The organism is Streptomyces sp. NPDC003023 (assembly GCF_042888225.1).
Taxonomy (GTDB): domain Bacteria; phylum Actinomycetota; class Actinomycetes; order Streptomycetales; family Streptomycetaceae; genus Streptomyces.
This window is the reverse complement of the sequence record NZ_JBIAPL010000009.1, coordinates 161,376-188,014: the sequence shown is the minus strand read 5'-3', so window position 1 is coordinate 188,014 and position 26,639 is coordinate 161,376. Positions and strand designations below refer to the sequence as shown.

24 protein-coding genes are annotated in these 26,639 nt (G+C 72.1%); 11 read left to right on the top strand and 13 right to left on the bottom strand.

Annotated features, from left to right (window positions below; genetic code table 11):
* Nucleotides 1-23: 23 nt before the first annotated feature.
* Nucleotides 24-848 carry a nucleotidyltransferase domain-containing protein gene (locus tag ACFYV1_RS26760; protein WP_389398140.1) on the bottom strand — a complete coding sequence of 275 codons (825 nt, stop codon included), beginning with the start codon at nt 846-848 and terminating at the stop codon, nt 24-26.
* A gap of 139 nt (nt 849-987) precedes the next feature.
* Here ACFYV1_RS26760 and lon point away from each other — a divergent pair, with 139 nt between their 5' ends.
* Together lon and ACFYV1_RS26750 are read left to right on the top strand one after the other, a co-directional pair.
* Nucleotides 988-3,399 (top strand): endopeptidase La, encoded by a 2,412-nt coding sequence (gene lon / locus ACFYV1_RS26755; protein ID WP_389398139.1) that lies wholly within the window; start codon nt 988-990, stop codon nt 3,397-3,399.
* Nucleotides 3,400-3,482: 83 nt separating this feature from the next.
* Nucleotides 3,483-4,286: a pentapeptide repeat-containing protein gene (locus ACFYV1_RS26750; protein WP_389398138.1), complete on the top strand. Its 804-nt coding sequence runs from the start codon at nt 3,483-3,485 to the stop codon at nt 4,284-4,286.
* A gap of 76 nt (nt 4,287-4,362) precedes the next feature.
* Here the strand turns inward: ACFYV1_RS26750 and ACFYV1_RS26745 are convergent, their stop codons facing one another.
* Entirely contained in the window at nt 4,363-5,187 is an 825-nt protein-coding gene (locus tag ACFYV1_RS26745) for a lysozyme (RefSeq protein WP_389398137.1), read from the bottom strand.
* Between the two features lie 283 nt (nt 5,188-5,470).
* On the opposite strand from ACFYV1_RS26745, the gene ACFYV1_RS26740 reads away from it, so the two are divergent.
* A complete protein-coding gene (locus tag ACFYV1_RS26740; protein ID WP_389398136.1) occupies nt 5,471-5,902 on the top strand; it encodes a MarR family winged helix-turn-helix transcriptional regulator in 432 nt (143 codons plus the stop codon).
* 112 nt (nt 5,903-6,014) lie between these two features.
* Here ACFYV1_RS26740 and ACFYV1_RS26735 read toward each other — a convergent pair whose 3' ends face one another.
* Complete coding sequence (locus ACFYV1_RS26735; RefSeq protein ID WP_389398239.1) at nt 6,015-6,803, bottom strand: hypothetical protein; 789 nt, start codon at nt 6,801-6,803, stop codon at nt 6,015-6,017.
* A 370-nt stretch (nt 6,804-7,173) separates the two neighbouring features.
* Here ACFYV1_RS26735 and ACFYV1_RS26730 point away from each other — a divergent pair, with 370 nt between their 5' ends.
* From ACFYV1_RS26730 to ACFYV1_RS26710, 5 genes are all read left to right on the top strand, one after another.
* Complete coding sequence (locus tag ACFYV1_RS26730) at nt 7,174-10,353, top strand: nitrate- and nitrite sensing domain-containing protein (RefSeq protein ID WP_389398135.1); 3,180 nt, start codon at nt 7,174-7,176, stop codon at nt 10,351-10,353.
* The gene (locus tag ACFYV1_RS26725) at nt 10,350-10,859 is read left to right on the top strand and encodes a roadblock/LC7 domain-containing protein (RefSeq protein WP_389398134.1); all 510 of its coding nucleotides are present in this window, start codon (nt 10,350-10,352) and stop codon (nt 10,857-10,859) included. The genes ACFYV1_RS26730 and ACFYV1_RS26725 overlap by 4 nt, the downstream gene beginning before the upstream one ends.
* Nucleotides 10,859-11,257 carry a DUF742 domain-containing protein gene (locus ACFYV1_RS26720; protein ID WP_389398133.1) on the top strand — a complete coding sequence of 133 codons (399 nt, stop codon included), beginning with the start codon at nt 10,859-10,861 and terminating at the stop codon, nt 11,255-11,257. The genes ACFYV1_RS26725 and ACFYV1_RS26720 overlap by 1 nt, the downstream gene beginning before the upstream one ends.
* The gene (locus ACFYV1_RS26715) at nt 11,238-11,897 is read left to right on the top strand and encodes an ATP/GTP-binding protein (RefSeq protein WP_389398132.1); all 660 of its coding nucleotides are present in this window, start codon (nt 11,238-11,240) and stop codon (nt 11,895-11,897) included. Before ACFYV1_RS26720 ends, ACFYV1_RS26715 begins: the two co-directional genes overlap by 20 nt.
* A gap of 120 nt (nt 11,898-12,017) precedes the next feature.
* Complete coding sequence (locus ACFYV1_RS26710; protein ID WP_389398131.1) at nt 12,018-13,253, top strand: styrene monooxygenase/indole monooxygenase family protein; 1,236 nt, start codon at nt 12,018-12,020, stop codon at nt 13,251-13,253.
* On the opposite strand, the gene ACFYV1_RS26705 is transcribed toward ACFYV1_RS26710, so the two are convergent.
* The 4 genes from ACFYV1_RS26705 to ACFYV1_RS26690 form a co-directional block, all read right to left on the bottom strand.
* Complete coding sequence (locus tag ACFYV1_RS26705) at nt 13,226-14,122, bottom strand: hypothetical protein (RefSeq protein WP_389398130.1); 897 nt, start codon at nt 14,120-14,122, stop codon at nt 13,226-13,228. The genes ACFYV1_RS26710 and ACFYV1_RS26705 overlap by 28 nt on opposite strands.
* A gap of 464 nt (nt 14,123-14,586) precedes the next feature.
* A complete protein-coding gene (locus ACFYV1_RS26700; protein WP_389398129.1) occupies nt 14,587-14,862 on the bottom strand; it encodes a hypothetical protein in 276 nt (91 codons plus the stop codon).
* 10 nt (nt 14,863-14,872) lie between these two features.
* A complete protein-coding gene (locus tag ACFYV1_RS26695; protein WP_389398128.1) occupies nt 14,873-15,601 on the bottom strand; it encodes a TetR/AcrR family transcriptional regulator in 729 nt (242 codons plus the stop codon).
* Between the two features lie 42 nt (nt 15,602-15,643).
* Nucleotides 15,644-16,579, bottom strand: coding sequence for a diiron oxygenase (locus ACFYV1_RS26690; RefSeq protein WP_389398127.1), 936 nt, complete (start codon nt 16,577-16,579; stop codon nt 15,644-15,646).
* Nucleotides 16,580-16,747: 168 nt separating this feature from the next.
* On the opposite strand from ACFYV1_RS26690, the gene ACFYV1_RS26685 reads away from it, so the two are divergent.
* Together ACFYV1_RS26685 and ACFYV1_RS26680 are read left to right on the top strand one after the other, a co-directional pair.
* Nucleotides 16,748-17,878 carry a ferritin-like domain-containing protein gene (locus ACFYV1_RS26685; RefSeq protein WP_389398126.1) on the top strand — a complete coding sequence of 377 codons (1,131 nt, stop codon included), beginning with the start codon at nt 16,748-16,750 and terminating at the stop codon, nt 17,876-17,878.
* Nucleotides 17,879-18,005: 127 nt separating this feature from the next.
* Entirely contained in the window at nt 18,006-18,605 is a 600-nt protein-coding gene (locus ACFYV1_RS26680) for a Uma2 family endonuclease (protein WP_389398125.1), read from the top strand.
* On the opposite strand, the gene ACFYV1_RS26675 is transcribed toward ACFYV1_RS26680, so the two are convergent.
* From ACFYV1_RS26675 to ACFYV1_RS26650, 6 genes are all read right to left on the bottom strand, one after another.
* Nucleotides 18,606-19,061, bottom strand: a complete 456-nt coding sequence (locus ACFYV1_RS26675) for a DUF3291 domain-containing protein (RefSeq protein WP_389398124.1) — start codon at nt 19,059-19,061, stop codon at nt 18,606-18,608.
* Nucleotides 19,058-20,116: an amidase family protein gene (locus ACFYV1_RS26670; RefSeq protein ID WP_389398123.1), complete on the bottom strand. Its 1,059-nt coding sequence runs from the start codon at nt 20,114-20,116 to the stop codon at nt 19,058-19,060. Before ACFYV1_RS26670 ends, ACFYV1_RS26675 begins: the two co-directional genes overlap by 4 nt.
* Complete coding sequence (locus ACFYV1_RS26665; RefSeq protein WP_389398122.1) at nt 20,113-21,573, bottom strand: penicillin-binding transpeptidase domain-containing protein; 1,461 nt, start codon at nt 21,571-21,573, stop codon at nt 20,113-20,115. The genes ACFYV1_RS26670 and ACFYV1_RS26665 overlap by 4 nt, the downstream gene beginning before the upstream one ends.
* Nucleotides 21,570-22,982, bottom strand: coding sequence for an FtsW/RodA/SpoVE family cell cycle protein (locus tag ACFYV1_RS26660; RefSeq protein ID WP_389398121.1), 1,413 nt, complete (start codon nt 22,980-22,982; stop codon nt 21,570-21,572). Before ACFYV1_RS26660 ends, ACFYV1_RS26665 begins: the two co-directional genes overlap by 4 nt.
* Before the next feature lie 177 nt (nt 22,983-23,159).
* Nucleotides 23,160-23,474 (bottom strand): zinc-ribbon domain-containing protein, encoded by a 315-nt coding sequence (locus ACFYV1_RS26655; RefSeq protein WP_389398120.1) that lies wholly within the window; start codon nt 23,472-23,474, stop codon nt 23,160-23,162.
* Between the two features lie 48 nt (nt 23,475-23,522).
* Entirely contained in the window at nt 23,523-25,658 is a 2,136-nt protein-coding gene (locus tag ACFYV1_RS26650; protein ID WP_389398119.1) for a PBS lyase, read from the bottom strand.
* A gap of 170 nt (nt 25,659-25,828) precedes the next feature.
* Here ACFYV1_RS26650 and ACFYV1_RS26645 point away from each other — a divergent pair, with 170 nt between their 5' ends.
* Nucleotides 25,829-26,632: a nuclease-related domain-containing protein gene (locus tag ACFYV1_RS26645; RefSeq protein ID WP_389398118.1), complete on the top strand. Its 804-nt coding sequence runs from the start codon at nt 25,829-25,831 to the stop codon at nt 26,630-26,632.
* The last annotated feature ends 7 nt before the right edge of the window (nt 26,633-26,639 follow it).

Genomic DNA, 26,639 nt, shown 5'->3' with positions numbered 1-26,639 from the left:
GATCAGCCAGGGCCTCGACCTGGTCAGGTCCGCGCGGCCTTCTCCCCGTGCACCGCCGTGTACTCCGCCGCCAGCCACGGCCCCAGGTCCTCGACAAGGGTGTGGATCACGGCCGGGTCGGACGTCGGGTTGCGGGCGACCGTGGCGGCCAGCCGCATCTGCTCCGCCCGCCGCGGGTAGTGGCCGGCGAACACCTCGGCCGACTCGGCGAGATCGCTGGTCCAGCCGCCCCAGAGCGGCATCACCAGCGTGAAGCCCGACCGCACGATGCGCCGCGCGGCCGTACGGCACAGCTTTCGCCGCGCGGTCTGCGCCCCGGTGTCCGTCCCTGTCCCGGCGTCCCGCATCCGCTCACGCCAGCGCGGCACCGCGAGCGCCAGGTCGCCATTGGTCTCGCGCGCCAGGAGTGCAGTGGGGCGCTGGGCGGGGAGGCGGGTGGCGAGATCCTCGCCGAGCAGAGGCGTGCAGAGGCACGAGATGAAGAAGCCCAGGTCGTAGCGCTCGAGCTCGCTGAGCGCCGCCTGGACGCCGACCAGGAGGACGCCCGCGCCGTCGATCGCGTCGAAGGCCCCGTCGAGCGCGCGCTCCGCGGCGTCGGCGTCGGCCCGGTCGCGGACGGTCGGCTGCTCGCGAAGGACGAGCAGCAGGTCGAGGTCGGAGACACCGGGCACGGCCGTGCCGCGCGGAACGCTGCCGTAGAGATGGGCGCTGTGGAGCCGGTCGTCGCCGAAGCGTTCGGTGATCTCCTCGCGGGCGGCCGCCACCACCGGCGCGAAGGTCGGCGTCACGCGTTCCAGTGAGCCCTCCCGCGCGATGGTCCCGTCCGGATTCAACCCCTTGTCGTCCATCGGGTCACTTTCGCCCACCGGTAGCGGAATCGTCCTCCGGATTTCGCTGATCGCTCACAGCGAACACGCGGAGGGGAACATTCGGCGGCTCACAACCATTGAGTCGATACAGCTCAACTTGACTGCCTAAGGGGAGATCATGGCTGCCGATATCAAGGCGAATTCACCGCTCACACTGCCCGTGCTGCCGCTCGACGACGAGGTCGTGCTGCCTGGCATGGTCGTGCCGCTCGACCTGTCCGACGCCGATGTACGGGCCGCGGTCGAGGCCGCCCAGGCTGCCGCCCGTCCCTCCGGCAACAAGCCGAAGGTGTTGCTCGTTCCCCGCGTCGACGGCACGTACGCCGCGACCGGCGTGCTCGGGACCGTGGAGCAGGTGGGCCGGCTCTCCGACGGCGACCCCGGTGCGCTGATCCGCGGCGTCGGCCGCGTCCGCATCGGCGCCGGTACGACGGGGCCCGGCGCTGCCCTGTGGGTCGAGGGGACCGTGGTCGAGGAGAGCGTTCCCGACCCCCTGCCCGGCGCGGTGACCGAACTGGTCAAGGAGTACAAGGCGCTGGCCACCGCCTGGCTGAAGAAGCGTGGCGCCTGGCAGGTCGTCGACCGGGTGCAGCAGATCGACGGCGTCTCGCAGCTCGCCGACAACTCCGGCTACTCACCCTTCCTGAGCACCGCTCAGAAGATCGAGCTGCTGGAGACCGGCGACCCCGTCGCCCGCCTCAGGCTCGCCACCGAGCAGCTGCGCGAGCACCTCGCCGAACAGGACGTTGCCGAGTCCATCGCCAAGGACGTCCAGGAGGGCGTCGACAAGCAGCAGCGCGAGTTCCTGCTGCGCCGCCAGCTCGACGCGGTGCGCAAGGAACTGCGCGAGCTGAACGGCGAGTCGGAGGGCGACGAGTCCGACGACTACCGGTCCCGGGTCGAGGCCGCGGACCTGCCCGAGAAGGTCCGCGAGGCCGCGCTCAAGGAGGTCGAGAAGCTGGAGCGGGCGAGCGACCAGTCGCCCGAGGGCTCCTGGATCCGCACCTGGCTGGACACGGTGCTCGAACTGCCGTGGAACGAGCGCACGGAGGACGCCTACGACATCCGGGGCGCCAAGACCGTCCTGGACGCCGAGCACGCGGGGCTGCAGGACGTGAAGGAGCGGATCACCGAGTACCTGGCGGTGCGCAAGCGGCGTGCCGACCGGGGGCTGGGCGTGGTCGGCGGGCGGCGTGGGGGCGCGGTTCTCGCGCTCGTCGGCCCGCCCGGCGTGGGAAAGACCTCGCTCGGTGAGTCCGTCGCGCACGCCATGGGCCGGAAGTTCGTCCGCGTCGCGCTCGGCGGCGTACGGGACGAGGCAGAGATCCGCGGCCACCGGCGTACGTACGTGGGCGCGCTGCCCGGCCGGATCGTCCGGGCGATCAAGGAGGCCGGTTCCCTGAACCCGGTCATCCTCCTCGACGAGATCGACAAGGTCGGCTCCGACTTCCGCGGCGACCCGGCGGCCGCCCTGCTCGAGGTCCTCGACCCGGCGCAGAACCACACCTTCCGCGACCACTACCTCGAGGTCGAACTCGACCTCAGCGACGTCGTCTTCCTCGCCACGGCCAACGTGCTCGAGGCCATCCCCGAAGCCCTGCTCGACCGGATGGAACTGGTACGGCTCGACGGATACACCGAGGACGAGAAGGTCGTCATCGCCCGGGACCACCTCGTGCCGCGCCAGTTGGAGCGGGCCGGCCTGGAGACCGGCGAGGTGACCCTCGACGAGTCGGCGCTGCGCAGGCTCGCGGGCGAGTACACCCGCGAGGCGGGCGTGCGGAACCTGGAGCGGTCGATCGCGCGGCTGCTGCGGAAGATCGCCGCACAGCACGAGCTGGGGGACCAGGAGCTGCCGTTCACGGTCACGCACGAGGAGCTGCGCGGGCTCATCGGCCGGCCGCACCACGTACCCGAGTCCGCCCAGGACCCGGCCGAGCGCCGCACGGCGGTGCCGGGCGTGGCCACCGGGCTCGCGGTCACCGGTGCGGGCGGTGACGTCCTGTTCGTGGAGGCGTCGCTCGCCGACCCGGAGACCAGCGCGTCCGGACTGACCCTGACCGGTCAGCTCGGTGACGTGATGAAGGAGTCCGCGCAGATCGCGCTGAGCTTCCTGCGCTCGCACGGCGCCGAACTGGAGCTGCCGGTCGCCGACCTCAAGGACCGGGGTGTGCACATCCACTTCCCGGCGGGCGCGGTGCCCAAGGACGGGCCGAGCGCGGGCGTCACGATGACCACGGCGCTCGCGTCGCTGCTCTCCGGACGCCAGGTGCGCACCGACGTGGCGATGACCGGCGAGGTCTCTCTCACCGGCCGGGTGCTGCCCATCGGCGGTGTGAAGCAGAAACTGCTCGCGGCGCACCGGGCGGGCATCACGACGGTCGTGATCCCCAAGCGGAACGAGGCGGACCTGGACGACGTCCCGGCGGAGATCCTCGAGAAGCTCGAGGTGCACCCGGTGACCGATGTCCGCCAGGTGCTGGAGCTCGCGCTGTCCGCGGCCGAGGTCCCGGTGACGGCGGCGGCCTGACCGGTCGGCGGACACACGGCGCCCGGCGGTGGATCACCACCGCCGGGCGCCGGTCGACTCCGTCCGTCCCGCACAATGATCGGATGACCACTTTGCGGGCCGACTGCTCGAACTGCTTCGGGCTGTGCTGTGTCGCACTGCCCTTCGCCGCCTCCGCCGACTTCGCGGTGAACAAGAACGCCGGCACGCCCTGCGCCAACCTGCGCGAGGACTTCGGCTGCGGCATCCACGCACGGCTCCGCGACAGCGGCTACTCCGGTTGCACCGTCTACGACTGCTTCGGCGCCGGTCAGCAGGTCTCGCAGGTCACCTACGGCGGGACGAGCTGGCGGGAGGCCCCGGACACGGCACGGCAGATGTTCGACGTCTTCCCCGTCGTACGGCAGCTGCACGAACTGCTCTGGTACCTGACGCAGGCCCGGACGCTGGGCGCCGCCCGTGAGCTCCACGGGGAGCTGCGGCGGCAGCTGGAGATCGTGGAGGAGCTCACCCGGCTCGCCCCGGAGGCCCTGCTGGAACTGGACGTCGCCGCGCGCCGCCAGGAGGTCAACGTCCTTCTGCTGCGCACCAGTGAGCTCGTGCGCGCGGGTGCGGGGACCGGCCGGAGGAAGAAGGACCGCAGGGGAGCGGACCTGATGGGTGCCAGGCTCAGGAACGCCGATCTCCGTGGTGTCAGCCTGCGCGGCGCGTATCTGATCGCGGCCGACCTGACGGGCGCCGATATGCGGCTCGCCGATCTCATCGGCGCGGACCTCAGGGACGCCGATCTGTCGGGCGCGGACCTGACCGGCTGCATCTTCCTCACCCAGCCGCAGCTCAACGCGGCCAGGGGCGACGGGGCGACCCGTCTGCCGGACGGGCTCACCCGCCCCGCGCACTGGGCGTGACGGGGCGGGCGGCGTCGGCCACGCGGCGGCCGCGTCAGCCGTAGGCGGGCGGCGTCGGCCGTGTGGACCGGTCGCTTCAGCCGTAGGCGAGTGCCTGGACGCGGTCGTACGCGCCGTTGAACTTGTTGTGGTCGCCGACGATCGGCCCCGAGGACGTGTACTGCCACATCGTGTAGTAGGCCCAGCCGGCCGGCAGTGTGCCCGGGGTGGTGTTGTAGCGGGCGATCCACAGCGGGTTGGTGGAGCCGAAGCCGCCGTAGTTGCCGGTGCACTGCGTCCACCAGCTGGTCGCCGTGTAGATGACCGCGTCCCGGCCGGTGCGGGCCTTGTAGCGGTTCACGAAGTCGCGGATCCAGGTGACCATCGCGGACTGCGACTTGCCGTAGCAGGCGGCGCCGTAGGGGTTCCACTCGATGTCGAGCACGCCCGGGAGGGTCTTGCCGTCGCGGGACCAGCCGCCGCCGTTGTCGACGAAGTAGTCCGCCTGCGCGGCGCCCGTCGTGGTGTTGGGGGTGGCGAAGTGGTACGAGCCCCGGATCATGCCGATGTTGTACGAGCCGTTGTACTGCTGTGTGAAGTACGTGTTCTTGTAGTAGGTGCCCTCGGTGGCCTTCACATAGGCCCACTTGACGCCGCTGTTCCACAGTGCGGCCCAGTCGACGTTGCCCTGGTGGCTGGAGACGTCCACGCCTTCGGTCTGGACGGCGCGGGTGTCGCGCGGGGGGCCGCCCTGACCGTCGTGGGGGACGACGCCCATGCCCATGTGGGCCGAGCCGCGTTCGGGCTTCGGGTCGGCGGTGGCGGTGCCGGGGAGGGCGAGGAGGAGGGAGAGGACTGCGAGGAGAGTGCCGATCGCGGCTGCGCGCCTGCGGTCGTTCGTTCCGGATCTGTGCACGGGCATGCGTGCCTCCGAAGGCCTCGGTGGGGGGACTCGACGTCGTGCCGACACGTCACGGTGGAGGAATGTGCTGGTGTGGACATGTCACGAAGGACGCTACGCACGTAGACCCCGCGGAGGAAGAGGGACCGGCCGCCGCCGTTGGTCTATGCCTGCGAAATACTGGCGGAGCTGCGGCGATACCGGCCGCCGGAAGAAACTTTCACGAACCGGAAAGCGCGCGAGGGGTGCTGACGTGCACGAAGGCGGTACGGCGGGTGAAGCCGACCCGAAGGACAGGAGTGGTGTGGACCACGAATTCCTCGCGCTGGAACGGGAATTGTCCGTGTTCCTGCGGCGGGCGAGAGCGTCCTCCGGTGAAATGGCCCGCGAGGTCCACCCCGATCTCGAGCCGGCCGCCTACGGACTGCTCGTACGGCTGGAGGAGGCCGGGCAGCAGCGGGCGACCGAACTGGCCGGCTACTTCGGCGTCGGCAAGGCGACCATGAGCCGTCAACTGCGCGCTCTCGAGGAACTCGGACTGGTGACCCGCGAACCGGACCCCGCCGACGGGCGCGCCTCCCTCGTACGGCTCACGGGTGAGGGCGTGGCCCGGTTCCGGCATGTGCGCGACGCCCGCAGGGAGCGGTACATGGACAAGCTCGCCGGCTGGGACCGGGGCGAGGTCGCGGAACTCGCCCGCCTGCTGCACCAGCTCAACGCCCGCGCGGAGAGCTGACGGGCGGCGCCGCGGCAGTCCCTGCGGGGCGAACCGGAGCACACGCCCCTGCGGGGCGAACCGGAGCATCCGCTCCTGCCGGGCGAACCGGAGCACCGCCCCGCAGTCCCCGTCACAGCTCGGCGAAGACCGCCGACGCGTCGTCGTGGAGCTTCCAGCGGATCACCGCGGTACGGGTACCGGCGGTCTCCTCCAGCTCCCGCACCCGGTCGATCAGCCCCTGCGCCCCCTCCTTGCGCAGCAGGGCCACGCACTGCGCCCAGTCGCCCTCGCCGAACATGTCCACCCAGCGGGACGCGCCGTCGGTGAGCGCTGCCACGGCGCGCACGCGGTCACGGGGAACGCTGCCCGTGACCGCGCGGACGGCCACGGAAGGATCGGCGGCGGCCGTGAAGAAGCCGCCCTCCGCGTTCCGCAGCGCGTCCGCCGACGCATGGGTGCGCAGTGCCTCGCGCGGCAGGCGGTCCAGGCGGTCGTCCAGCACCGCCCGGACCGCTCCGTCCGGCGACTCCAGCAGCAGCGTCGAGTCGGAGAGCACCAGGTACTCCACGTCCTGATCCGGGCCGCCCCAACGCGCCATGACGACCGTCGCCTGCGGCGTACGCACGTGAGAAAGGTCACAGGAGTCGCGATGGGCGTCCGCGGTGCGCCGGATTGCCTTCGCGAGAACGTCGACAAGTGTCATATCGCGCCGTGAACCGGACAGTTCGGCCAGGGCGCCGCCCAAACGTGTCGTGAACCACGGAACCCCGTGCGTACACCCGTCGTCGCCCCGCGGAGGCGTGACGCCGTCGAGGGCCACGAGTGTTCCCCCTTGGCCCGAGGCGGGCAGGGCCACGGACACCCAGTCCTCGTTGGGGCGTTCGGGGGAGCCGGGGGCGGTGGCGAGCTCGATGCGCATGCCTCCAGTCTGCATGAGACCCTCCCGCCGGCCATGTGGTGACCGATTGGCCCGTACCAGCAGGTCAGACGTGGTGCTTCGCCCCGAATGGGCGACTGCGCGAAGCTGCGGGCGCGCATCCTGCCAAAGGGGGGCCCGAAGGTCCAACCCGCGAGCCTCGCGCGGGTGCGCCGGCCACCGCGGGGAGTTGTTCCTCAACTCCTGAGTGCTGTTCACTCGTTCGGGTGGCGGAGCGGCCGATGCGCGCCTCCCTCCCAAAGGCACTGGAATGGTCGGAAGCCGTACCAGGGGTGGGGCTTACGCGTGTGACCGGTCGTCATCTCTGCTTCAAGGGTGGACGAGTCGAGCAAGATTGCGAGCACCGGTGCAGATGAAGCGGCCTCGGGGCAAAGGCGGCAGGCCCACTGGAACCCCGTCCGCGGGAGCCCCGACCACAGGAGCCCCGGACGATCCACAGGCCCCGGCTTCTCCCCAACAGGCCCCGGCAGGCCGACCCCGTCGTGTGCGCAACCGGCTGGTCGCCGGTGTCGCCGTCACCGTGCTGGGGGTCGTGGCGGCCGGCACCCCCGGCATCCTCGGGACCTCGGCGGACCTGACCGAGTCCCAGCGGCTCGTCACGCTGGCCGCGCTCGACCGGCAGGCCGTCACCCTCGCCCACTCGCTCGCCGACGAGCGCGACGAGGTCACCGCGTACATCGCGGCGGGCCGCGAAGACCAGGAGGGCGACAAGGAGGACCGTCGCAAGATCTCCGGCACCCTCGCGGCCCGCGTCGACCGGCAGATCGACGAGATCCGCGACGCCCTGGGCACCGACCGGGCGGAACTGCGCCAGTCGCTCGCCTCCGTGCCCTCCGTCCGCCGTGCCGCGATCACCGGCAAGGGCACCGCGATGGACGCCCACCAGGCCTACACCGCCGTCGTCTCCGCGCTGCACGCGCTCGCCGGTGAGCTCGCCGACCGGACCCCGTCCCGTGCCGCCGAGGCCACCAGGGCGCCCGCGGAGCTCGGCCTCGCCGTGGAACAGGCGTCCGCGGCCCGCGGGCTGCTGCTCGCGGCGCTCGCCGTGCCGCAGCCGGATCCGGTGATCGGCTACGACCCGATCACCGGCCTCCCCGTGGAAAGCCCCGGCGAGGACACCGGCGCCGACGCCCGTACCCGGGCGGCCCTCACCGCCGCCGCGCAGCAGGCCCGGGTGCGCGAACTCGCCGCCCTCGCCGACTTCGGCCAGGCCGCAGGCAAGACCGCCCGCGACAGGCTCGCCACCACCGTCACCGGACCCGAGGTCAAGGCAGCGGAGGGCTACCTCGCCCGCCTCACCGACCAGCCCAGCCTCTCCGACACGGAACGCGGCACCGACCCGGTCAAGCTGGAGGCGGCGCTCACCGCGCGCATCGAGCAGATGCGGGGCGCGGAGTCCTCACTCGCCACCGACCGGACCGAACGGTTCGAGCAGCTGCGCGACGACGACCTCACCACCCTCCAGATCCGCATCGCGCTCCTCGGCGGACTGGTCGTCGTCACCATCGGTGTGCTCTCCGCCGTCTCCCGCACGCTCACCCGCCCCCTCGCAGTCCTGCGCATCGGTTCCGCAAGGCTCGCCGACGCCGCAGCCCCGCAGACCGAGGAGCCGATCCGCTTCACCGGCCGCAACGACGAGTTCGCCCAGGTCGTTCGGTCCCTGAACACCCTGCACGGCCGGCTCCGCGACATCGGGACACGCGCCGAGCAGCTGGAGAGCGGCCGCGGCGACCTCGTCGCATCGGGCGAGGCGCTCGAGGCCGAACTGGCCGCCGCGCGCACCGAACTGCGGCAGCGCACCGACGAGATCACCACCGAGCTGGCACGGTTGCGCCACACCGTCCACCACACCTTCGTCAACCTCTCGCTGCGCACCCTCGGCCTCGTCGAGCGCCAGCTCGGCGTCATCGAGAAGCTCGAGGAACGGGAGCAGGACCCCGAGCGTCTCGCAACGCTGTTCAAGCTCGACCACATGGCCACCGTGATGCGCAGGCACAGCGAGAACCTGCTCGTCCTCGCGGGCACGGAACACGGCCACGGGCATGTGAGCCCCGTACCCCTGGTCGACGTGCTGCGCGCCGCGGTCAGCGAGATCGAGCGGTACGAGCGGGTCGTCATCCAGTCCCTGCCGCCGCACGCCCAGGTCGCCGGTTTCGCCGCGGACGACCTCAGCCATCTCGTCGCCGAACTGCTCGAGAACGCCACCTCATTCTCGCCGCCGGACTCCCGGGTCGAACTGTCCGGCTGGCTGCTGGCGAGCGGCGAGGTGATGCTCTCCGTCCAGGACGCGGGCATCGGCATGACCGCGGGCCGCATCTCCGACGTCAACGCGCGACTCGACGACCCGGAGTCGTACGAGGCGGAGCCCCCGGCCGGGCGCGAGGGCGAGGGGCTCGGTCTGCGGGTCGCCGCGCTGCTGGCGGCGCGCCACGGCGTACGGATCCAGCTGCGCGAGCACAAGCAGGGCGGCATCACCGCCGTCGTCGTGGTGCCCAAGACACTGCTGCCGACGGGGCCGCCGGCCGCGGCCGGGCCCCGGGTCCAGGTTCCGGGCGCCGCTCCGGCGCTCAACCTTCCGGGCTCGGTGGCAGAGGCCAACTCCAACGCGCTGCCGCAGAGTCCCCGGAGCGCGGCACCGGAGGCGGACGCCGAAGCGGACCGCTCCGAGCGGGAGGACACCGTCGCCGCGGCAGCGGCGGAGAGCCCGGACCAGGTCGCGGACGCGGAGCAGGTACCGGACCCGGAGCCGTCCGGTCACGAGGACCCGGAGCCGGCAGCGGCGGAGGTCTTGGACCGTGCCGTGGACGCGGACGTGGTCGCGGACACGGAGCAGGTACCGGACTCGGAGCCGTCCGGTCACGAGGACCCGGAGCCGGCAGCGGCGGAGGTCTTGGACCGTGGTGTGGATGCGGACGCGGACGCCGACCAGGTACCGGACCCGGTTGAGGCATCGGACCCGGCCCTGTCCGACCACGCGGACGTCGACGCGGACGTCGACTTCGTGGACGACGACCTCGACGTGGCCGGACACGGCCACGGCCCGGACCTCGAGCCGGACCCGTTCGTCGAGGCCGCGGAGCGGGCGATCCTCGCTGCCGCCGCCGAGCCCGACACGCACGAGCGGACCGCCGACGGTGAGCCGGAGGCCACCGGCATCGACCAGGCGACGTTCGCGATGCGCCTGCCGCAGCCGCTCGAGGAGCCGACCCTCACGCAGCCGCAGCCGGCACTCACAGAGCCGGAGCCGGAGCCGGCGCCGCAGGCGTCTGAAGCCCCGGTGACGTGGGACCGCGTCACCGACAAGGGCCTGCCCAAGCGGACCCCCCAGTCCGTCCAGCCCGCCACCGTCCCCTCCGGACGGACCGGGAGCGTCGACGCGGAGGCCCTGCGCCGCCGTCTCGGCGGCTTCCAGCAGGGCGCGAAGGACGGCCGCCGGGACGCCGAGGCAGAGGTCGCGGAGAGCTCCGAGAGCTCCGAGAGCTCAAACACCGAAGTGGAAGCGGGGGACACAGTCGAGGAGGCACGCAGTTGACTGCGACCGGCACGTTCGGCCTGAGCCGCGAGGCCCGCAACCTGCGGTGGTTGCTGGGCAACCTGGTGGAGGAGGTGCCAGGGGTGCACTCCGTCGCCGTCGTCTCTTCCGACGGGCTGCTGCTGCTCTCGTCCGACCCCGAGCAGACCGACGCTCCCGCCGCCGGTGCCTCGCCCGAGGGACCGAAGGGACCGAAGGGCCCAAGGGGCCCGAGAGGCTCGAGCGCGGACCTCGCCACCATCATCTCCGGAATCGGCAGCCTGACCCTCGGAGCCGCCGGCCTGATGGACGCGGGCAGCGTCAAGCAGACGATGGTCGCCATGGAGGAGGGCAGCGTCTTCGTCATGTCGATCAGCGACGGCTCCCTGCTCGGCGTGCACGCCACACCCGACTGCGACATGAGTGTCGTCGCGTACCACATGGCTCTCTTCGTGGGCCGTGCCGGACACGTACTCACCCCCGAAGTCCGCAGCGAACTGCGCAAGTCCATGGAGAGTGGCCTCTGATGTCCGCCCCAAAACTTCCGGTACGCGGTGACGGCAAACGCCCCGCCCGGGTCCGTCCGTACTCCCTCACCGGCGGCCGGACCCGCTTCGGGCACGTGCTGCTCGTCGAGACGTTCGTCGCCGCGCTCGAGGCACCGCCCGAGCGTCAGGAACTTCCCGGCGGCAACCTCACCTCTCGCGTCATGCCCGAACTGCGGGCGATCGTCGAGCTGTGCCGCCGGATGCGTACCGTCGCCGAGATCTCGGCGCTGCTCAAGATGCCGCTCGGTGTCGTCCGGGTGCTGCTCAGCGACCTGGCGGACCAGGGAAAGATCCGCGTGTACGGAACCGGTCACGGAACCGGTCAGCCCGACCGCGCACTGCTCGAAAGGGTGCTGAGTGGACTCCGCCGCCTCTGACACGCTCCTCGTCCACCCCCAGGCCGGCCCCGGGGCCGACGGTCCGCCCGATCCCGAAGAGGCGCCGCAGGCCTGGCAGCTGGACACCACCCGTGCGCCCACCGCGACGAAGATCGTGGTCGCGGGCGGCTTCGGTGTCGGCAAAACGACGTTCGTCGGGTCCGTCTCCGAGATCACGCCGCTCCGGACAGAGGCGCTGATGACCCGCGCGAGCGAGGACACCGACGACCTCACCGCCACGCCGGACAAGGTCACCACGACCGTGGCCATGGACTTCGGCCGGATCACGCTCGACGACGACCTGGTGATGTACCTCTTCGGCACGCCCGGTCAGCAGCGGTTCTGGTTCATGTGGGACGACCTGGTGCGCGGGGCGATAGGCGCGATAGTCCTCGCGGACACCCGGCGGCTGCCGGACTGCTTCCCGGCGCTCGACTACTTCGAGAGCTGCGGGCTGCCGTACGTCGTCGCCGTCAACCAGTTCGAGGGGACGACCGTGTACGAGGCGGCGGACGTACGGGAGGCGCTGACCGTGCCACCGCACGTCCCCGTCGTGATCATGGACGCCCGTAACCGGATCACGGTGATCGAGTCGCTGCTGGCGCTGGTCGCCCACGCCCTCGACGCCACTCCCGAATAGCTCGGACGGACACGCGCCCCCCGCGCCGCCCGACCCGCGATCCCCGACCGCGCCGCCCCCCGAACCCCGCCCCGTAAGCGCGCCCCGAGCCGCGACGCAGAACCACGGAGAACCCCCGCCATGCGGAAGATACTCATAGTCGGAGCCGGTCAGTCCGGGCTCCAGCTCGCCCTCGGCCTCCAGTCGCAGGACTACGAGGTCACCCTGATGTCCAACCGCACGGCGGACGAGATCCGGTCCGGCCGGGTCATGTCCACCCAGTGCATGTTCCACACCGCCCTCCAGCACGAGCGTGACCTCGGCATCAACTTCTGGGAGTCGCAGGCCCCGCGGATCGAGGGCCTCGGCGTCTCCGTCGCCGCCCCCGACTCGAGCCGTGCCGTCGACTGGGTCGGCAAGCTCGACGGATACGCGCAGTCCGTCGACCAGCGCGTGAAGATGGCCGGCTGGATGGAGACCTTCGTCCAGCGAGGTGGCCAGCTCGTCATCCACGGCGCGGCGGTCTCCGACCTCGACTACTTCTCCCGCGCCTACGACCTGGTGCTGGTGTCGGCAGGCAAGGGCGAACTGGTCTCGATGTTCGGCCGGGACGCCTCTCGCTCCCCGTTCACGCAGCCGCAGCGCGCGCTCGCCGTCGCGTATGTGCACGGTATGGGCCCGCGCCCCGAGCACCCCGACTACGACGCGGTGCGCTGCAACCTGGTGCCGGGCGTCGGCGAGATGTTCGTCATGCCGACGCTGACGCTCTCGGGCCGGGCCGACATCCTCTTCTGGGAGGGACTCCCGGGCGGTCCGCTCGACGTCTTTCAGGGCGTGAAGGAGCCCGCGGAACACCTCGCCCTGACGCTGGAGCTGATGGAGCGGTTCCTTCCCTGGGAGTACGCGCGGGCCACCAAGGTCGAACTGACCGACGCGGGCGGCACGCTCGCCGGCCGGTACGCGCCGACCGTGCGCAACCCGATCGGCCGACTGCCCGGCGGCGGACTCGTCCTCGGCGTCGCGGACGTCGTCGTCGCCAACGACCCGATCACCGGCCAGGGTTCCAACTCCGCCTCGAAGTGCGCGGCCGCCTACCTCGGCTCGATCATCGAGCACGGTGACAAGCCGTTCGACGAGCAGTGGATGCAGGCCACGTTCGACCGGTACTGGGAGACGGCGCAGCACGTCACCAAGTGGACGAACGCGATGCTCGGTGTGCCGCCGCAGCACGTCCTGGAGCTCATCGGCGCCGGCAACGGGCTCCAGCCGGTCGCGGACCGCTTCGCCAACGCCTTCAACGATCCGTCGGACTTCGAGAACTTCTTCTACGACCCGGCGAAGACTGAGGCCTACCTGTCCTCCGTCACCAGCGCCTGACCGCCGCCGGTCCCCGCCTTCGAGCCGCCGGCTTCCGTCCCCGAGCCGCCGGCTTCCGTCCCCGAGCCGCCGGTCCCTGCCCCCGAGCCGCCGCCCGTCACGCCGGGCGGCAGTTCGGGCGGGGCGTACGACGACGTACCGTGCTCGGCGGCCAGGGCCGTGAGCTCCCCGGCGGACAGTGAGGCGAGCAGCCCCTCCGCGGACCGCAGCCGGGCCGTGGCCCGGTCACGCGCCTGCTGCTGCCGGGCCGCGAGCACCAGTTCACGCTCGAGTGCCCTGCGCGAGGCGGCGGCCAGCTCCCCGGAACGTTTCTCGCCCGCCTCGAGCCGGGCGATGGTGGCGATCCGGCCGGCCGCCGCCCGTTCGATCAGATGACGCTGGTCCAGTGCCCGCTGCGGCTCGCGGGCGAGCAGCAGTTCCAGGTACGCGGAGAGCTCGGACGTTCCCTGGTACTGCTCGCGGGCGATCCGCCCCGCCTCCGCGCGGCTCAGCGCGAGCGCGCCCCGGGCCCTGTCGGCCGCCCTGTTCAACCGTGCCGTCTCCGAGCGCTGCGCCCGCAGCGCGGCCTCGATGCTCCGGTACGCGGCACCGGCTTCCTCGGCCTGCCGGTACAGCTCCCGCAGACGCGTCAGCACACCGGTCATGTCGGGCGCGCCGGCCGGTTCTCCGAGGAGCGGGAGCGGCGGGCCGGCAGCGGTTCCCCCGGCGTCGAACTGCTCCATGACGGCGTCACCGAGTTCGCCGAGGACCTTGTCCACGGCCCCCTTGCGGGGCTCCGGGCCGTCCGCCGCCGCGGGCAGCGTCGTGGCCGTCGCGGCGACGACGAGCGCACCCACGACGACGGCGCGCAACGAGTACCTTCCTGACACCTCATCACCTCCGGTCGTACGGGCGGCTTCTCCGCCCTACCGGAGGCTGCGCCGCGCACGGCCGGCCGGCGACCGGGGTGCGCGTCGCGGCGCAACGCGATCACTCTCGCAGGGACGATGTGCGACCCTGCGGCGCGTCGGCTTGCCGTACGGTCCCGGCATCGCGGGGCCGGTCCCCGCCACCGCGGGGCCGGTCCCCGCGACGCGGAACGTGCCACGACCGATTCCGCCCGCCCGCCCGGCCCGCGTCGTGGACATGCTCCCCTGCTCCCCTCGGTGTCCTCCCCGACGCGTCCGGGCGCTTCGGCCGAGGGGCCTTCGGCAGCGGGGCCCGGGGGAGCGGTCGGCGGGTCTGCCGGCCCGTACCGTGCCGCCTCGCCGACCGGCCCGGTCGGGTTCACGGCGCCCGTCGGTCCCCCAGGAGTGTGTTCACACCCCGGCAGGGCCCGGGAACCGGGCACCCGTCAGGTCGCGCCGCCCGGCTTCGACCACGGCCACCGCACCTCCGGCCGTTCCACACCGCCCGGCGCGTACTCGTACTTCCAGCCGCGCTGCAGCCCGAGCCGCCTGGTGTGGCCGGACGGCACCCGGCGGTACGCGTGCACCGTGGGCGGGGAGCCGTCGTCGTTCGGTACGGGGACCTTGTACCACTTGGGCGGGTGGCCGGTGGGGCCGACGAGCACGGGCAGCACCCGCCCGTCCAGGGGGCCGCCCTCGAAGGGGGTGTTCTCGCTTCTCACCGCACCAGTCTCACAGCAGGTGCGCGCCGCCGGCGACGACGGGCCCGAGCCTGCCCACCAGCGTGCCGACGGGGCCGTCCGGTGTCTCCTGGGCGAGCAGGTCCGCGACCACGGCCGCCGTCTCGGCGTCCGTCGCCGCCGTCGCCGCCAGCAGCGCGACCAGATGGTCGACGAGCCACTCGCGCAGCTCGTGTGCCGGCGGGCTCTTGTCCTCGTCCAGCCAGATCAGTGAGGCGGCCTCGACGGCCGCGATCCAGGTGCGGACCATCATCCCCAGGCGCGGGCCGGGCCGGGCCACGCCGAGATGGACCAGGATCTGTTCGGCGGCCGCCCGCCGGACCTCGTCGACGATCGCGGTCGTACGGGAGGTCTCCGCGACGCTCCCGCCGCGCAGCAGCGCGCTGAAGCCGGCGTCGTGCTCGTCGACGAAGACGAGGTAGCGGTCCAGTACCCGGGTCAGGCGCTCGGTCGGCGGGCCGGCCTGCGGCTCGGCGAAGCACTGCTCGAGCCGGTCCGCGGCCGAGCGCAGGGCCGCCTCGTACAGCTGCTGCTTGCCGCCGGGGAAGTACCGGTAGACGAGCGGCCTCGACACCCCGGCCGCCTCCGCCACGTCGTCGAGCGAGATCTCCTCCGGCGGCCGGTGCGCGAAGAGGGTGAGCGCCGCGGCGAGGAGCTGCTCGCGGCGCTCCTCGACGCTGAGCCGTCGGTACGCGCGGGTCGCGGGAGCGGGACTGGTCATGCTCCGCAGCGTAACCGCAGCGTCCATGACCTCCTCATACGATCATGCGACAAGGCCTGAACTCTTCCACAGCCTGCGGCCGGGCCCGCGCAGCACGCCGATGTCGTCCAGGAAGTCGGTCAGCCGGCGGGCGCCGCTCTGCATGACCTCGCGCCGGTGGCCGCTCGCCTTCACCTGGGCGACGGCCTGGCGGCGGTCGAGGCCGACGTTGTCGTACACCCGCGGGTTGATGAAGCAGACGCTGAAGACGCGGGCCGCCTCGCCGCAGCTGATCCGGGTCAATTCCTGCTCCCAGCGCGGCGCGGTCACCATCTGGCGGCGCAGCTCCTCGCGGGCGTAGCGCACATGCCGGGCCTCCTCGACCACATGGATGCGGGTGACGCCGCGAACCAGCGTCTGCACCCGCTCGTCGGGGAAGGTGAGGCGCTGCATCCAGTCGAGGATCTCCTCGCCGAGGAGTGTCGCGGCGAACGAGCCGGGGGTGGTGGAGACGGTCTTCAGGACACGGGCCAGGTTGTGGTAGACCCGCGGCACGGGGTACGCCGGGGCCTCGCCCTTCTGGATCATCCTGGCGAACATCATCGAGTGCCGGCACTCGTCCGCGATCTCGGTGAGGGCGTAGCGGACGTGGTTGCTGGTCACCGACTTGTCGTAGATGTGGCGTACCAGCAGCTGCATCAGGATGATCTCGAACCAGATCCCGAGCGAGGCGAGTGACGCGGCCTCGTGCCGGGCGAGGTCCATCCGCTGTTCCTGCGACATTTTCCGCCACAGCGGGGTGTCGTAGAGGGAGACCAGCTCGGGGGGCCAGAACCACTTGCCCTCCTCGATCGGTGCCTCCCAGTCGAGTTCCCTGTCCGGGTCGAAGGAGTGCTTGGCGGAGGACTCGAGCAGGCGGGCGGCGACCTGCTCGCGGTCCCGGAGCGGGCCGAGGGCGTCGCGGAGCAGTCGCACGTCCCGGTCGGTCACTGTCGTCATGGCTGAGGGCACCTCGCGAGTGGGGTTCACCGGCTTCCGGTGTTATGAGACTCCTTGTCAGTAACCTCGTCAATCCCCTGTGCACGACTTGTTGACTCCGCGTCTACCAACGTGTGAGCCTGCCAACTGCCCTGGCGTACCTAGGGATACGAGGCGAAGGAGCCGCCGGTGTCGACCCACGACCGCTACACGACAGCCCCCTCGGAGCCGATCTGGGAGGTCCCTGCCACCGGCTCCGCTCGCTTCAGCTGGGAGGCCGTCTTTCCGGGCCAGAAGGACGGGGTCGGCCGCGAACGCCTCCTCGCCCTCTACCAGAAGGGCAAGGACAAGCAGTGGGACGGCGCCAAGCGCATCGACTGGAGCCTGGAGGTCGACCCCTGCGACCCGCTGGGCACACCGGACGAGGCACTCACCCTGTACGGCACCCGCCACTGGGCGAAGATGACCGAACGCGACAAGGGTGAACTGCGCAAGCACTACACGTCCTGGCAGTTCAGCCAGTTCCTCCACGGCGAGCAGGGCGCCATGGTCTGCGCGGCGCGCATCGTCGAGTCCGTCCCCGACCTCGACGCCAAGTTCTACTCGGCGACCCAGACCATGGACGAGGCCCGGCACGCCGAGATCTACGGCCGCTTCCTGCACGAGAAGCTGGGGATGCTCTACCCGGTCAACGACAACCTGCAGTCCCTCCTCGGGGACACCCTGCGCGACTCCCGCTGGGACATGCCCTACCTCGGCATGCAGGTGCTCATCGAGGGACTGGCGCTCGCCGCCTTCGGCATGATCCGCGACACCACGACCAAGCCGCTCCCCAAGCAGATCCTCGCCTACGTCATGCAGGACGAGGCGCGCCATGTGGCCTTCGGCCGGATGGCACTTCGCGACTACTACAAGCAGCTGACCGACGCGGAACTGCGCGAGCGCGAGGAGTTCGTGATCGAGGGCTGCTACCTGATGCGCGACCGGCTGCGCGGTGTGGAGGTGCTGGAGAACTTCGGCGTCTCGAAGAAGGAGGCGGAGGAGTACAGCGAGCAGTCCGAGTTCCTCCATCTCTTCCGCAAGCTGCTCTTCAGCCGGATCGTGCCCTGCGTCAAGGACATCGGCCTGTGGGGCGAGCGGCTGCAGAAGGCCTACCTCGACATGGGCGTCTTCGAGATGGGCGACGCCAGCCTCGACCTGCTGATGTCGCAGGACGAGGAGATCGCGGAAGCGCTCGACCGCGAGCGGTTCGCGGCCGAGGAGCAGGAGCGGGCGGCGGAGGTGGCGGACGCGATCGCTCAGGGCACGGAGGGGCCGTGACCGGGCGACACCCCCTGATCGACACGGTCAACCGTCAGGGTGTCGATCACTCTTTCGATGGGTCGATCGGGCGTAGCGGCTGGGTACGCTGAACTGGTCAGGCAGACTCCGCCGCACGGGAGCGATCATGACCGCCGCACGCGAGTACAGGCTGAATGAGGACTACGAGTGGCCTCGACCGCCGGCCGACGGGTGGACGGCGGACGACCTCGACGAGCTTCCGAATCTTCCTCCGCACACGGAGCTGCTCGACGGGACTCTTGTCTTGACGAGTCCGCAGACCCGGTTTCATTCGCGCACCATTCACTTTCTGGTGCACGCGCTGACGGACCAAGCCCCGGACCACCTGGAAGCCATCGGTGAAATGACCATGAGGCTGGACCAGAAGAACCGTCCGGAGCCCGATGTGCTCGTAGTCCCTGTGGACGCGGACGCCGGACCGCGCGGGACCTGGTTCCGTCCCGAGGATGTTCTTCTGGCTGTCGAGGTGGTCTCCGTCGACTCCGTCGAGCACGACCGCGAGGTCAAACCCCACAAGTACGCGCGCGCGGGCGTGCCCCACTTCTGGCGTGTCGAGGAGAGCGACGGCCTGCCGGTCGTCTACGTCTACGAGATCGACCCCGCGACTCATGTCTACTCCCTCAGCGGCATCCATCGCAATCGCCTCAAGCTCGACCTCCCCTTCCCCATCGACATCGATCTCACCGCGGTCAATCGTCGCCGCTGATCACACCACGCCCGGCGCCGGGAACGGCTTCCGCAGGGTGAACGCGTGCTGTGTCGGGCCGTGTTCGCGTACGTGCAGCAGGCGCTCCTCCGCCTCGGCCACCGTGGGCCGGTGGCCCGCCGGGACCCACCACATCGTCGTCATGACCTCGTGCAGCCGCTCGAAGAACTCGTAGCGCCGGGGCAGCAGTTCCCGGTGCGTGCCCTGGTACATGAAGGCCGTCAGCGCGTTCGTGTCCCGCCACACCGACATGTTGACCAGCATCCATTCGTCGCCGAAGATCCGCAGGTCGGTCGCGTCGCCGGCCTCGGTCTGCAGGCGCCAGACGAAACCGTCGGCCGCGTCCGCCACCGCGTTGACCGGCTCCAGATTGTCCGTGAAATCCTTCAACTGCGTTGAGTCCAGAGGGTGCTTGAGGCGGCCTGTGTTCACCTGGGCAAGCTCGTGGAAGGTCATGGCCGCACAGTAATCAGGCCCTCCTCCACGGCCACCGCCATTTCGAGCAGTGAGACGTCCGCCCCCCGTGGCGCCACCAGTTGGAGCCCGACCGGGCAGCCGTCGCTCGTGAAACCGGCCGGGACGCTGGCCGCCGGGTGGCCGCTCAGGTTGAACGCCCAGGTCAGCGCGGTCGAGTAGATGTCACGGCCGGGGCCGTCGTGCCCGTGCGGGCGGTTCGGCGTGGCCGGGGTGAGCAGTACGTCCGCGCCGGCGAACAGCGCGTCGAGACGCCGGTCGTTCTCCGTGCGCACTGCCGCCCCCAGCGCGGGCCGGCCGCCCCGTACCGCCGACCAGGCGTCGCACGGGTCCAGCAGCACCGGGCTGGAGTCCGCGGGCCGTACGACGCCCGCGGACTCCAGCCGTTCCACCGCCGCAAGCGCGACCGCCGCCACCTCGGGTTCCGTTTCGGCGAACCCCAGGTCGGCCGACCACACCGCGCGCAGCGGCAGGGTGGGCGCCACCGGCTCGTAGGTGTCAAGGACGCAGCGCAGAAACGTCCTCGCGCCGGCCGCCGTCGGCGTCAGCACCCCGGCCGACGCCAGGCCCGTGCGGTCGGGGGACGGCAGCCGCCCGTTCGTCGTCTTGAGCCCGAACACCCCGCACCACGCCGCCGGAATCCGTACCGACCCCGCCCCGTCGCTGCCGGTGGCCAGGCCCACCATCCCGGCCGCGACCGCCGCCGCCGAACCCGCCGACGATCCGCCCGGAGTGCGGTCCGCCCGCCAAGGGTTGCGCGTCGGCCCGTGTGCGCCGAGGCCCCAGGTCTGCCAGTACGTGCCGGGCCCCGGCACCGCGGTCGAGCCGACCGGGACCGCGCCGGCCGCGGCCAGCCGACGGGCCGCGTACGAACGGCTGCCGGACGGTCCCTTCACCGCGAACGGCAGTCCGGCGAGCGGGAGCCGGGGATCGGTGCGGCTCTCATGACGGAGAGCCTGGTCGCCCCACACCTCGGTGAAGGCGCTCAGCGCGGGGTCGAGGCGCCCGATGGCGTCCAGTGTCGCGGCGATGCTCATGAGTCCCACAGTGCCCTCTCCATCACCGCCCGCGCGATCGGCGCCGCACTGCCGCCACCGCTGATGTCCTCCCGCAGGGCGGCCGCGTCCTCCACGACCACGGCCACGGCGACGGCGGGCCGCGGTGCGTCATGGGCCTGTGCCCAGCCGATGAACCAGGCGTACGGCAGGCCGGAGTTGTCGACACCGTGCTGTGCGGTGCCCGTCTTGCCGCCGACCGTGGCTCCGTCGATCGCCGCGTTGCGGCCCGTGCCCTTCTCCACCGCCAGCACCATCAGTTCACGGACGCGCTGCGCGGTCAGCGGTGTCATCGCCTCCCGGTAGGCGCGCGGACCGTTCTGCGCCGCCAGGTCACCGTTTCCCCTGGTCACCCGTTCCACCAGGTAGGGGTGGCGGATGTCGCCCCCGTTCGCGACGGCCGCCGCGACCATCGCCATCTGCAGTGGCGTGGCCGTCGTGTTGAACTGGCCGATGGAGGACAGCGCCAGCTGGTCGGGGGACATGTCGGTGTCGAAGTTGGAGGCCGTCACGCCCGAGGGGATCCGCAGTGCCGGATCGTTGAAGCCGAACCCGCGTGCCGTGGCGACCATGTCCTTGAGACCGACGCGCGCTCCCAGGCCGGCCATCACGGTGTTGCAGGACCACTGGACGGCGTAGGCGAGCGAGGCGTTCTCGCAACCCTTCGTCGCGTTGGGCAGCGGCGTGCGGGTGCCGGGCAGCAGGAACGGCTCGGGCGTGCGCGTGGGAGCGTGCACGTCGTCCACGACCCCCGTCTCCAGCGCCGCCGCGGCCGTCACGATCTTGAACGCGGAGCCGGGCGGATAGGTCTGGCGGATCGCCCGGTTCAGCATCGGCTGCGTCTTCGCTCCGTTCAGCTCCGCCCATGCCCGAGTGACCTTCGGCCCCGTCCCGGACAGCAGACCGGGATCGTAGGAAGGGCTGCTGACCAGTGCGAGGATCCGGCCCGACGCCGGTTCGACGGCCGCGACCGCGCCCCGCCGCCCGCGCAGACCCTCGTACGCGGCCTCCTGCACGGCGGCCCTGACAGTGGTGGCGACGTGTCCGCCGGGCGGGCGGCCGCGGCTGAGTCCGCCGAGGAACGGCAGTGTCGTGAGCAGCGGATCGGTGCCGCTCAGTACCGGGTCCTCTGCGTGCTCGACGAACGACGTGCCGTACGTCTGCGACGCGTAGCCGGTCACCGGTGCGTAGAGGGGACCGTGGCGGTAGGTGCGCTCGTGGCGCAGTTGTTCCCCCGTGTCCTTGGAACCGGTGACCGGCAGGCCGTCGACGAGGATGTCGCCGCGCGGCTCGGCGTAACGGGCGATGGGCCCACGGCGGTTGGCCGGATTGGCGTCCAGCGCGGACGCCTCGTGGATCTGTACGCGGGCCGCGTTGACCAGCAGCGCGAGCAGGAGCAGCAGGCAGAACGCGGCGGCCTGCCTGATGCAGCGGGTCACCGCCGCACCGCCTGCGCCGGGGCGAGAACGCCCGTCTCCACCGGTGCGGGCAGCGGTGCGCGGGCGGAGTGGCTGAGCCGGATCAGCAGCGCCACGATGATCCAGTTGGTGACGACGGAGGAGCCGCCCTGTGCGAGGAACGGCATCGCCATGCCGGTGAGCGGGATCAGGCCCGTCACACCGCCGGCGATGACGAACACCTGCAGGGCGACGATGGAGGAGAGGCCGACCGCGAGGAGCCGCCCGAACGCGTCGCGCAGCCCGAGTCCGGCGCTCAGCCCCCGTGCGACCAGCAGCCCGTACAGCAGGATGACCGCGCTCAGGCCGACGAGCCCGAGTTCCTCGCCGGCGGTGGCGAGGATGAAGTCGGACTTGGTGGCGAAGCCGATCAGGACGGAGTGGCCGAGCCCCAGGCCGGTGCCGAGCATCCCGCCGGCGGCGAAGGCGAACAGCGACTGCGCCAGCTGGCCGGGCCCCTGTCCCGCCTCGATGCTCGCGTACGGGTTCTGCCAGTCCTCGACCCGGCTGTGGACGTGCGGCTCCAGCGAGCCGACGGCGTACGCGCCGGCCGCCGCCAGCACCAGCCCGACGGCGATCCAGCCGATCCGGCCCGTCGCCACGTACAGCATGACGACGAAGAGTCCGAAGAAGAGCAGCGACGTGCCGAGGTCCCGCTCCAGCACCAGCACCCCGACGCTGACCAGCCAGACCGCCACGACCGGACCGAGCACCCGGCCGGTGGGCAGCTGGAGCCGGCGGAAGAGGCGGCTCGCGTGGGTGAGGGCACCCCGGTTCACGGCGAGGTACGCGGCGAAGAACACGGCGAGCAGGATCTTCGCGAACTCGCCGGGCTGGAAGGACAGCTGCCCGACACGGATCCAGATCCTGGCGCCGTTCACGGCGGGGAAGAAGATCGGGGCGCTGAGCAGGGCGAGCGCGGCCGTGACGCTGACGTAGGCATACCGCTGGAGGATCCGGTGGTCGCGCAGGGCGGCGACGGCCGCGATGAACAGGGCGACGCCGAGGGTGGACCAGACCAGCTGGGCGGGCGCCGCCCGGTCCGCCGGTGTCTCCAGGTCGAGGCGGTAGATCAGCACCAGGCCGAGGCCGTTGAGCAGGACCGCGATGGGCAGCAGCAGCGGGTCGGCGTAGGGCGCGCGCAGCCGCACGGCCAGATGCGCGAGGAGTGCGAGGACGCCGAGGCCCGCCCCGTAGCCGGCCGCGTCCGGCGGTACGACGCCGCTCGTCGCGAGACCGACGGCGACGTAGCCGTAGACGCAGATGAGGACGGCGCAGACGAGGAGCGACAGCTCGACGCCCCGCCGCTTGGGCGGCGGCCCGGGGCGCGGCCCGGGGCGCGGCTCGGGGCGCGGCTCGGGCGGCGGGAAGCCCGCCGTCGTTGCGGTCATGCCACGCAACGTAGCAAGCCGTGCGTTTGTTTGTCCCTTTATGTCATAGTGCGCCGACGTCGAACAGACGGGCTGTCAGATTGCGTGGAGTCCGTCCCGGCGGTCGTTACCGGCTCCGGCGCCCCGTCCCCTGCGCCCTCGTCCCCGGCATCCCGGCTCCGGCTGCCGGCTCCGGCCTCAGCGCTGGTAGGGGTGCTGCCCGGGCTGCTGCTGCGCCTGCCCGTAGGCCTGCCCGCCCTGAGCGCCCTGGCCGCCACCGGCGGACTGGAGCTGGAGCTGCTCCGCCTGCTCCGTGGTGATCTGCTGCTCCGCACCGCAGAAGGTGCACTGCGTGGCGTACTTCGTCGAGAACGGGAACAGCGGCACGAAGAACAGCGTGAACTTGGTGACCCGCTTCCTGAGCGTGTGCGCCGACGGATTGCCGCAGTGGCCGCACACCAGCGTGAGTATCGCCAGCTGGTGGATGTAGCCCTTGGTGCCGAAGATGATCATGCTCTCGGGTCCTCCCCGTCGATGATGTGTCCGATGGCCGCGAGGTGCTCACGGCCGACGGTGAACCGCCCGCCGGCACAGCGCCAGCAGTCTCTCGTCGTCCACGATGTCATGACTGTCCGCCCCGTGGTCGTTCCCGTTGTGACGTCTTGCGGAGAGCAGCTCCCGGTCGAGCAGCCGCTGCGCCCCCTCGGCGCCCGCCGTCGTCAGATCCGCCAGGCACTCGGCGACCGCGGTCCGGCTGCGCGGCATGGTCTCCCAGGCCCCGTGCAGCACCGGCCACGCCTGTTCGGGGTCCTCGGTCACCCGCCACAGCGCGACCGCCGCCCGCACCCTCGTCCACGGTTCCGTCGTCCGCAGCAGCCGGGCGAGCCGCGGCGCGGCCGGCGCGCCGGCCGTCCCCATGGAGCCGAGCACGGAGGCCGCCGACCGGCGGGCCGCGTGCTCCGGCGCGTCCAGGACGGTGCTCAGCACCCGTACCACCGGGTCCCGGTCGCCCTCGATCGCCCACAGGGCCCCCGCGGCCCGCGCGGCGAGCGCCGGCGGTAAGGCGGCCCCGGCGGGGGAGACACGTCCGGCGGAGCCGGGGCCCTGCCCGTAGCCCGCCTCGTCCAGCAGCGCCCACAGATACGGCACGGCCTCGCGAGCCGCCGGCCCGAACGCCGTGAGGGTCCGCACGGCGGAGCGGACGACGTCCTCGCGCCGCTCGCCCGTCGCGCCCAGCAGAACCCGCAGCACCGCCGGTACGGACGCCGCCGCCGCGGCGCCCCGGCCCAGCACGGACAGCCCGTGCAGCAGCGGTCCCGCGCTGTCCGCCAGCCGGTCGTCCAGCGCGAGCGCCATCAGCCGCTCGCGCAGCGCCGGGGCCAGCGGCTCGGCGGTCCTGCCCAGCTCGTCCAACGAGTGCCCCAGGTCACCGGGTGCCTCCGCCCGCTCCAGGATCTCCGCCAGTACGGGGACCACGCGGGCGTCGCCCGCCCTCGCCAGCGCCATGACCGCGGGGCAGAGCGTCGGCGGGCCGTTCTCCCACCTGCGCACCCAGGTGGACGGCTCGGCGGCCACCCGCTGCGCCAGTGCGTCGGCCGCGGGGGCCGCGAGGCCGAACAGTTCCTTCAGTGCGTACGCCGCCCCCATGGCGAGGCGCGGCTCGGGATCCGCGAGCTGCTCGCCGATCAGACCGGCCAGCTCCCCGTACGCTCCCCGCCATGTCCGCATCAGCGTGCTGCTCATCCGTACGGCGTCGATCCGCTGTGCCCGGTCGGGACTGCACAACTGGTCGGCCAGCAGCGCTGTCCGGTCGTCGACGCGGTCACCGAGACCCGAGTGGAGCGTGCGCAGCAGGTCCGCCGTCCACGGCGCGCTGTGTCCCGCCGAGTCCGCCGCCCGCACCTGGCGCAGCTGCCCGAGCGGCGTCGCCGGCGGGAGGCGCTCCGGGGCCGGGTGCGAGGCCACCGGTTCGGTCCGCAGCTCGCGCAGCAGCCCGGTCACCCCGGGCACCACGTCGGAGGGCAGCGCCCCCGGCGCACAGCGGGCCAGCTGCGCCAGGGCGGCGAGCCGCAGCCCCGCGCCGTACGCCATGCCCGACAGGCCGGTGAGCCACTCCACCACCTCCGGCAGCAGCCCCTGGTGCCGCAGCGCTATCCGGCCGGTCGCCTCCACGCACGTCAGCCGCACCTCCGGGTCCTGCTCGGAGTCCAACTGGGCCCGCAGCAGCCGCAGCACCCGCACCGGGTCGGTGTGCAGGGTGGCCAGCGCGAGCGGGGCCGCGAGCCGTACGCCGCGGTCCGGGTCGCCGACCAGTGCGAGGAACACGTCCGCCCCCGCGGTGACCGCTGACGCGGCCATCGCGTAGTTCGCGGCGTCCTCGAACTCCTCGTCCTCCGGGTCCAGTTCGTCGTCGCCGTCCAGGTCGATGCCACCGATGCTGGTCAGCAGCTCGATGATGCCGCCACGGTCCTGCACCGAGGGATCGGCCACCAGTTCCATCAGGAACGGTATGCAGGCCAGCGTCGAGTCGTAGACGTCTCCCTGGTGGTGCACGGAGCCGTACATCCCGTCGAGTGCGCTCTCACGCTCGAAGGGATCCGCGGACGCGAGTTTCCGCAACAGCTCCGGCACATCGTCGGCCGGGCCGTAGGCATGCTCCAGAGAGGCCCACTCGACCTCGTCGATTCCCGCGAACACGATTGTCCCCCTCCCAAGAAACCCTGGGTCTCAACCCTTGTGTCTGGGGAAGTGTGCCCCAAGGTCCCGACATCCTGGCCTGTATCACGCGGGGTTGTCCGGGGGTTGTTGAATCCAGGCCTGTTGCCGCCGTCGCCGACGGCTGTTCCCATGGGCGGGGAGGGATGCGGATGCAGCGACTGCGTGTGACGCCCGCGGGCGTCCAGGGAAGCGACCGGCTGTACGTGGGCCTGCCCGGCGGCCGGAACGTCGCCTGGTACGACCGCGGCACCGGCCGGGTGTCCCTGGTCCTCGACGAGTACCGCGACGCCGTTCTCGAGGCGCTCGCGCCGTTCACGAGCGAGGAGCTCACGGTGGGGCCGCCGCCCGTCCCCAGCCGGTCCGACCTCATGCGTCTGAGCCTGCCCCCGGACGACGACCTGGCGCCCAACCGGCCCGGCGAGGCGCTCCACGCGGACCTCGAACGCCGGCCTCCAAGCGCCCTCGGCCTGGTCAGGCACGACCGGCGGCGTTCGGAACTCGCCGCGCGGCAGCGGCTGGGCGACGCGCTCGAGGCGCTGGAGCCGGCGGGCTGGAGGGTTCTGCACTCCCTGCCGCTGCCAGGCGCCGACCACATCGACCATCTGGCCGTCGGTCCCGGCGGGGTGCTCGCCCTGCACGCGCTGGCGGCGGACCGGCTGCGGGTGCGCGTCGGCGACCCGCGGGTCCGGGCCGGTCGCGGCGCGGGCTGCGATCTGACGCTCACGCGCCGCCGGGCGGAGCGGGCGGCGCACGCGCTGACCGCCGTGGTCCGGCCGGTGCTGGTGGTGGTCGGCGCGGCCCGCCTGGACACGGCGTCGGCGCCGTCGGACGTGAGGGTGCTGCGGGACGACGAGGTGCCCGCGCTCGCCCGGCTCGGCGGGGTGCTGGGGCCCGCGGACATCGACGCGCTGTACGCGGCGGCGCGCGACCGCCGCACCTGGCTCGGCGCCTGACCCGTCC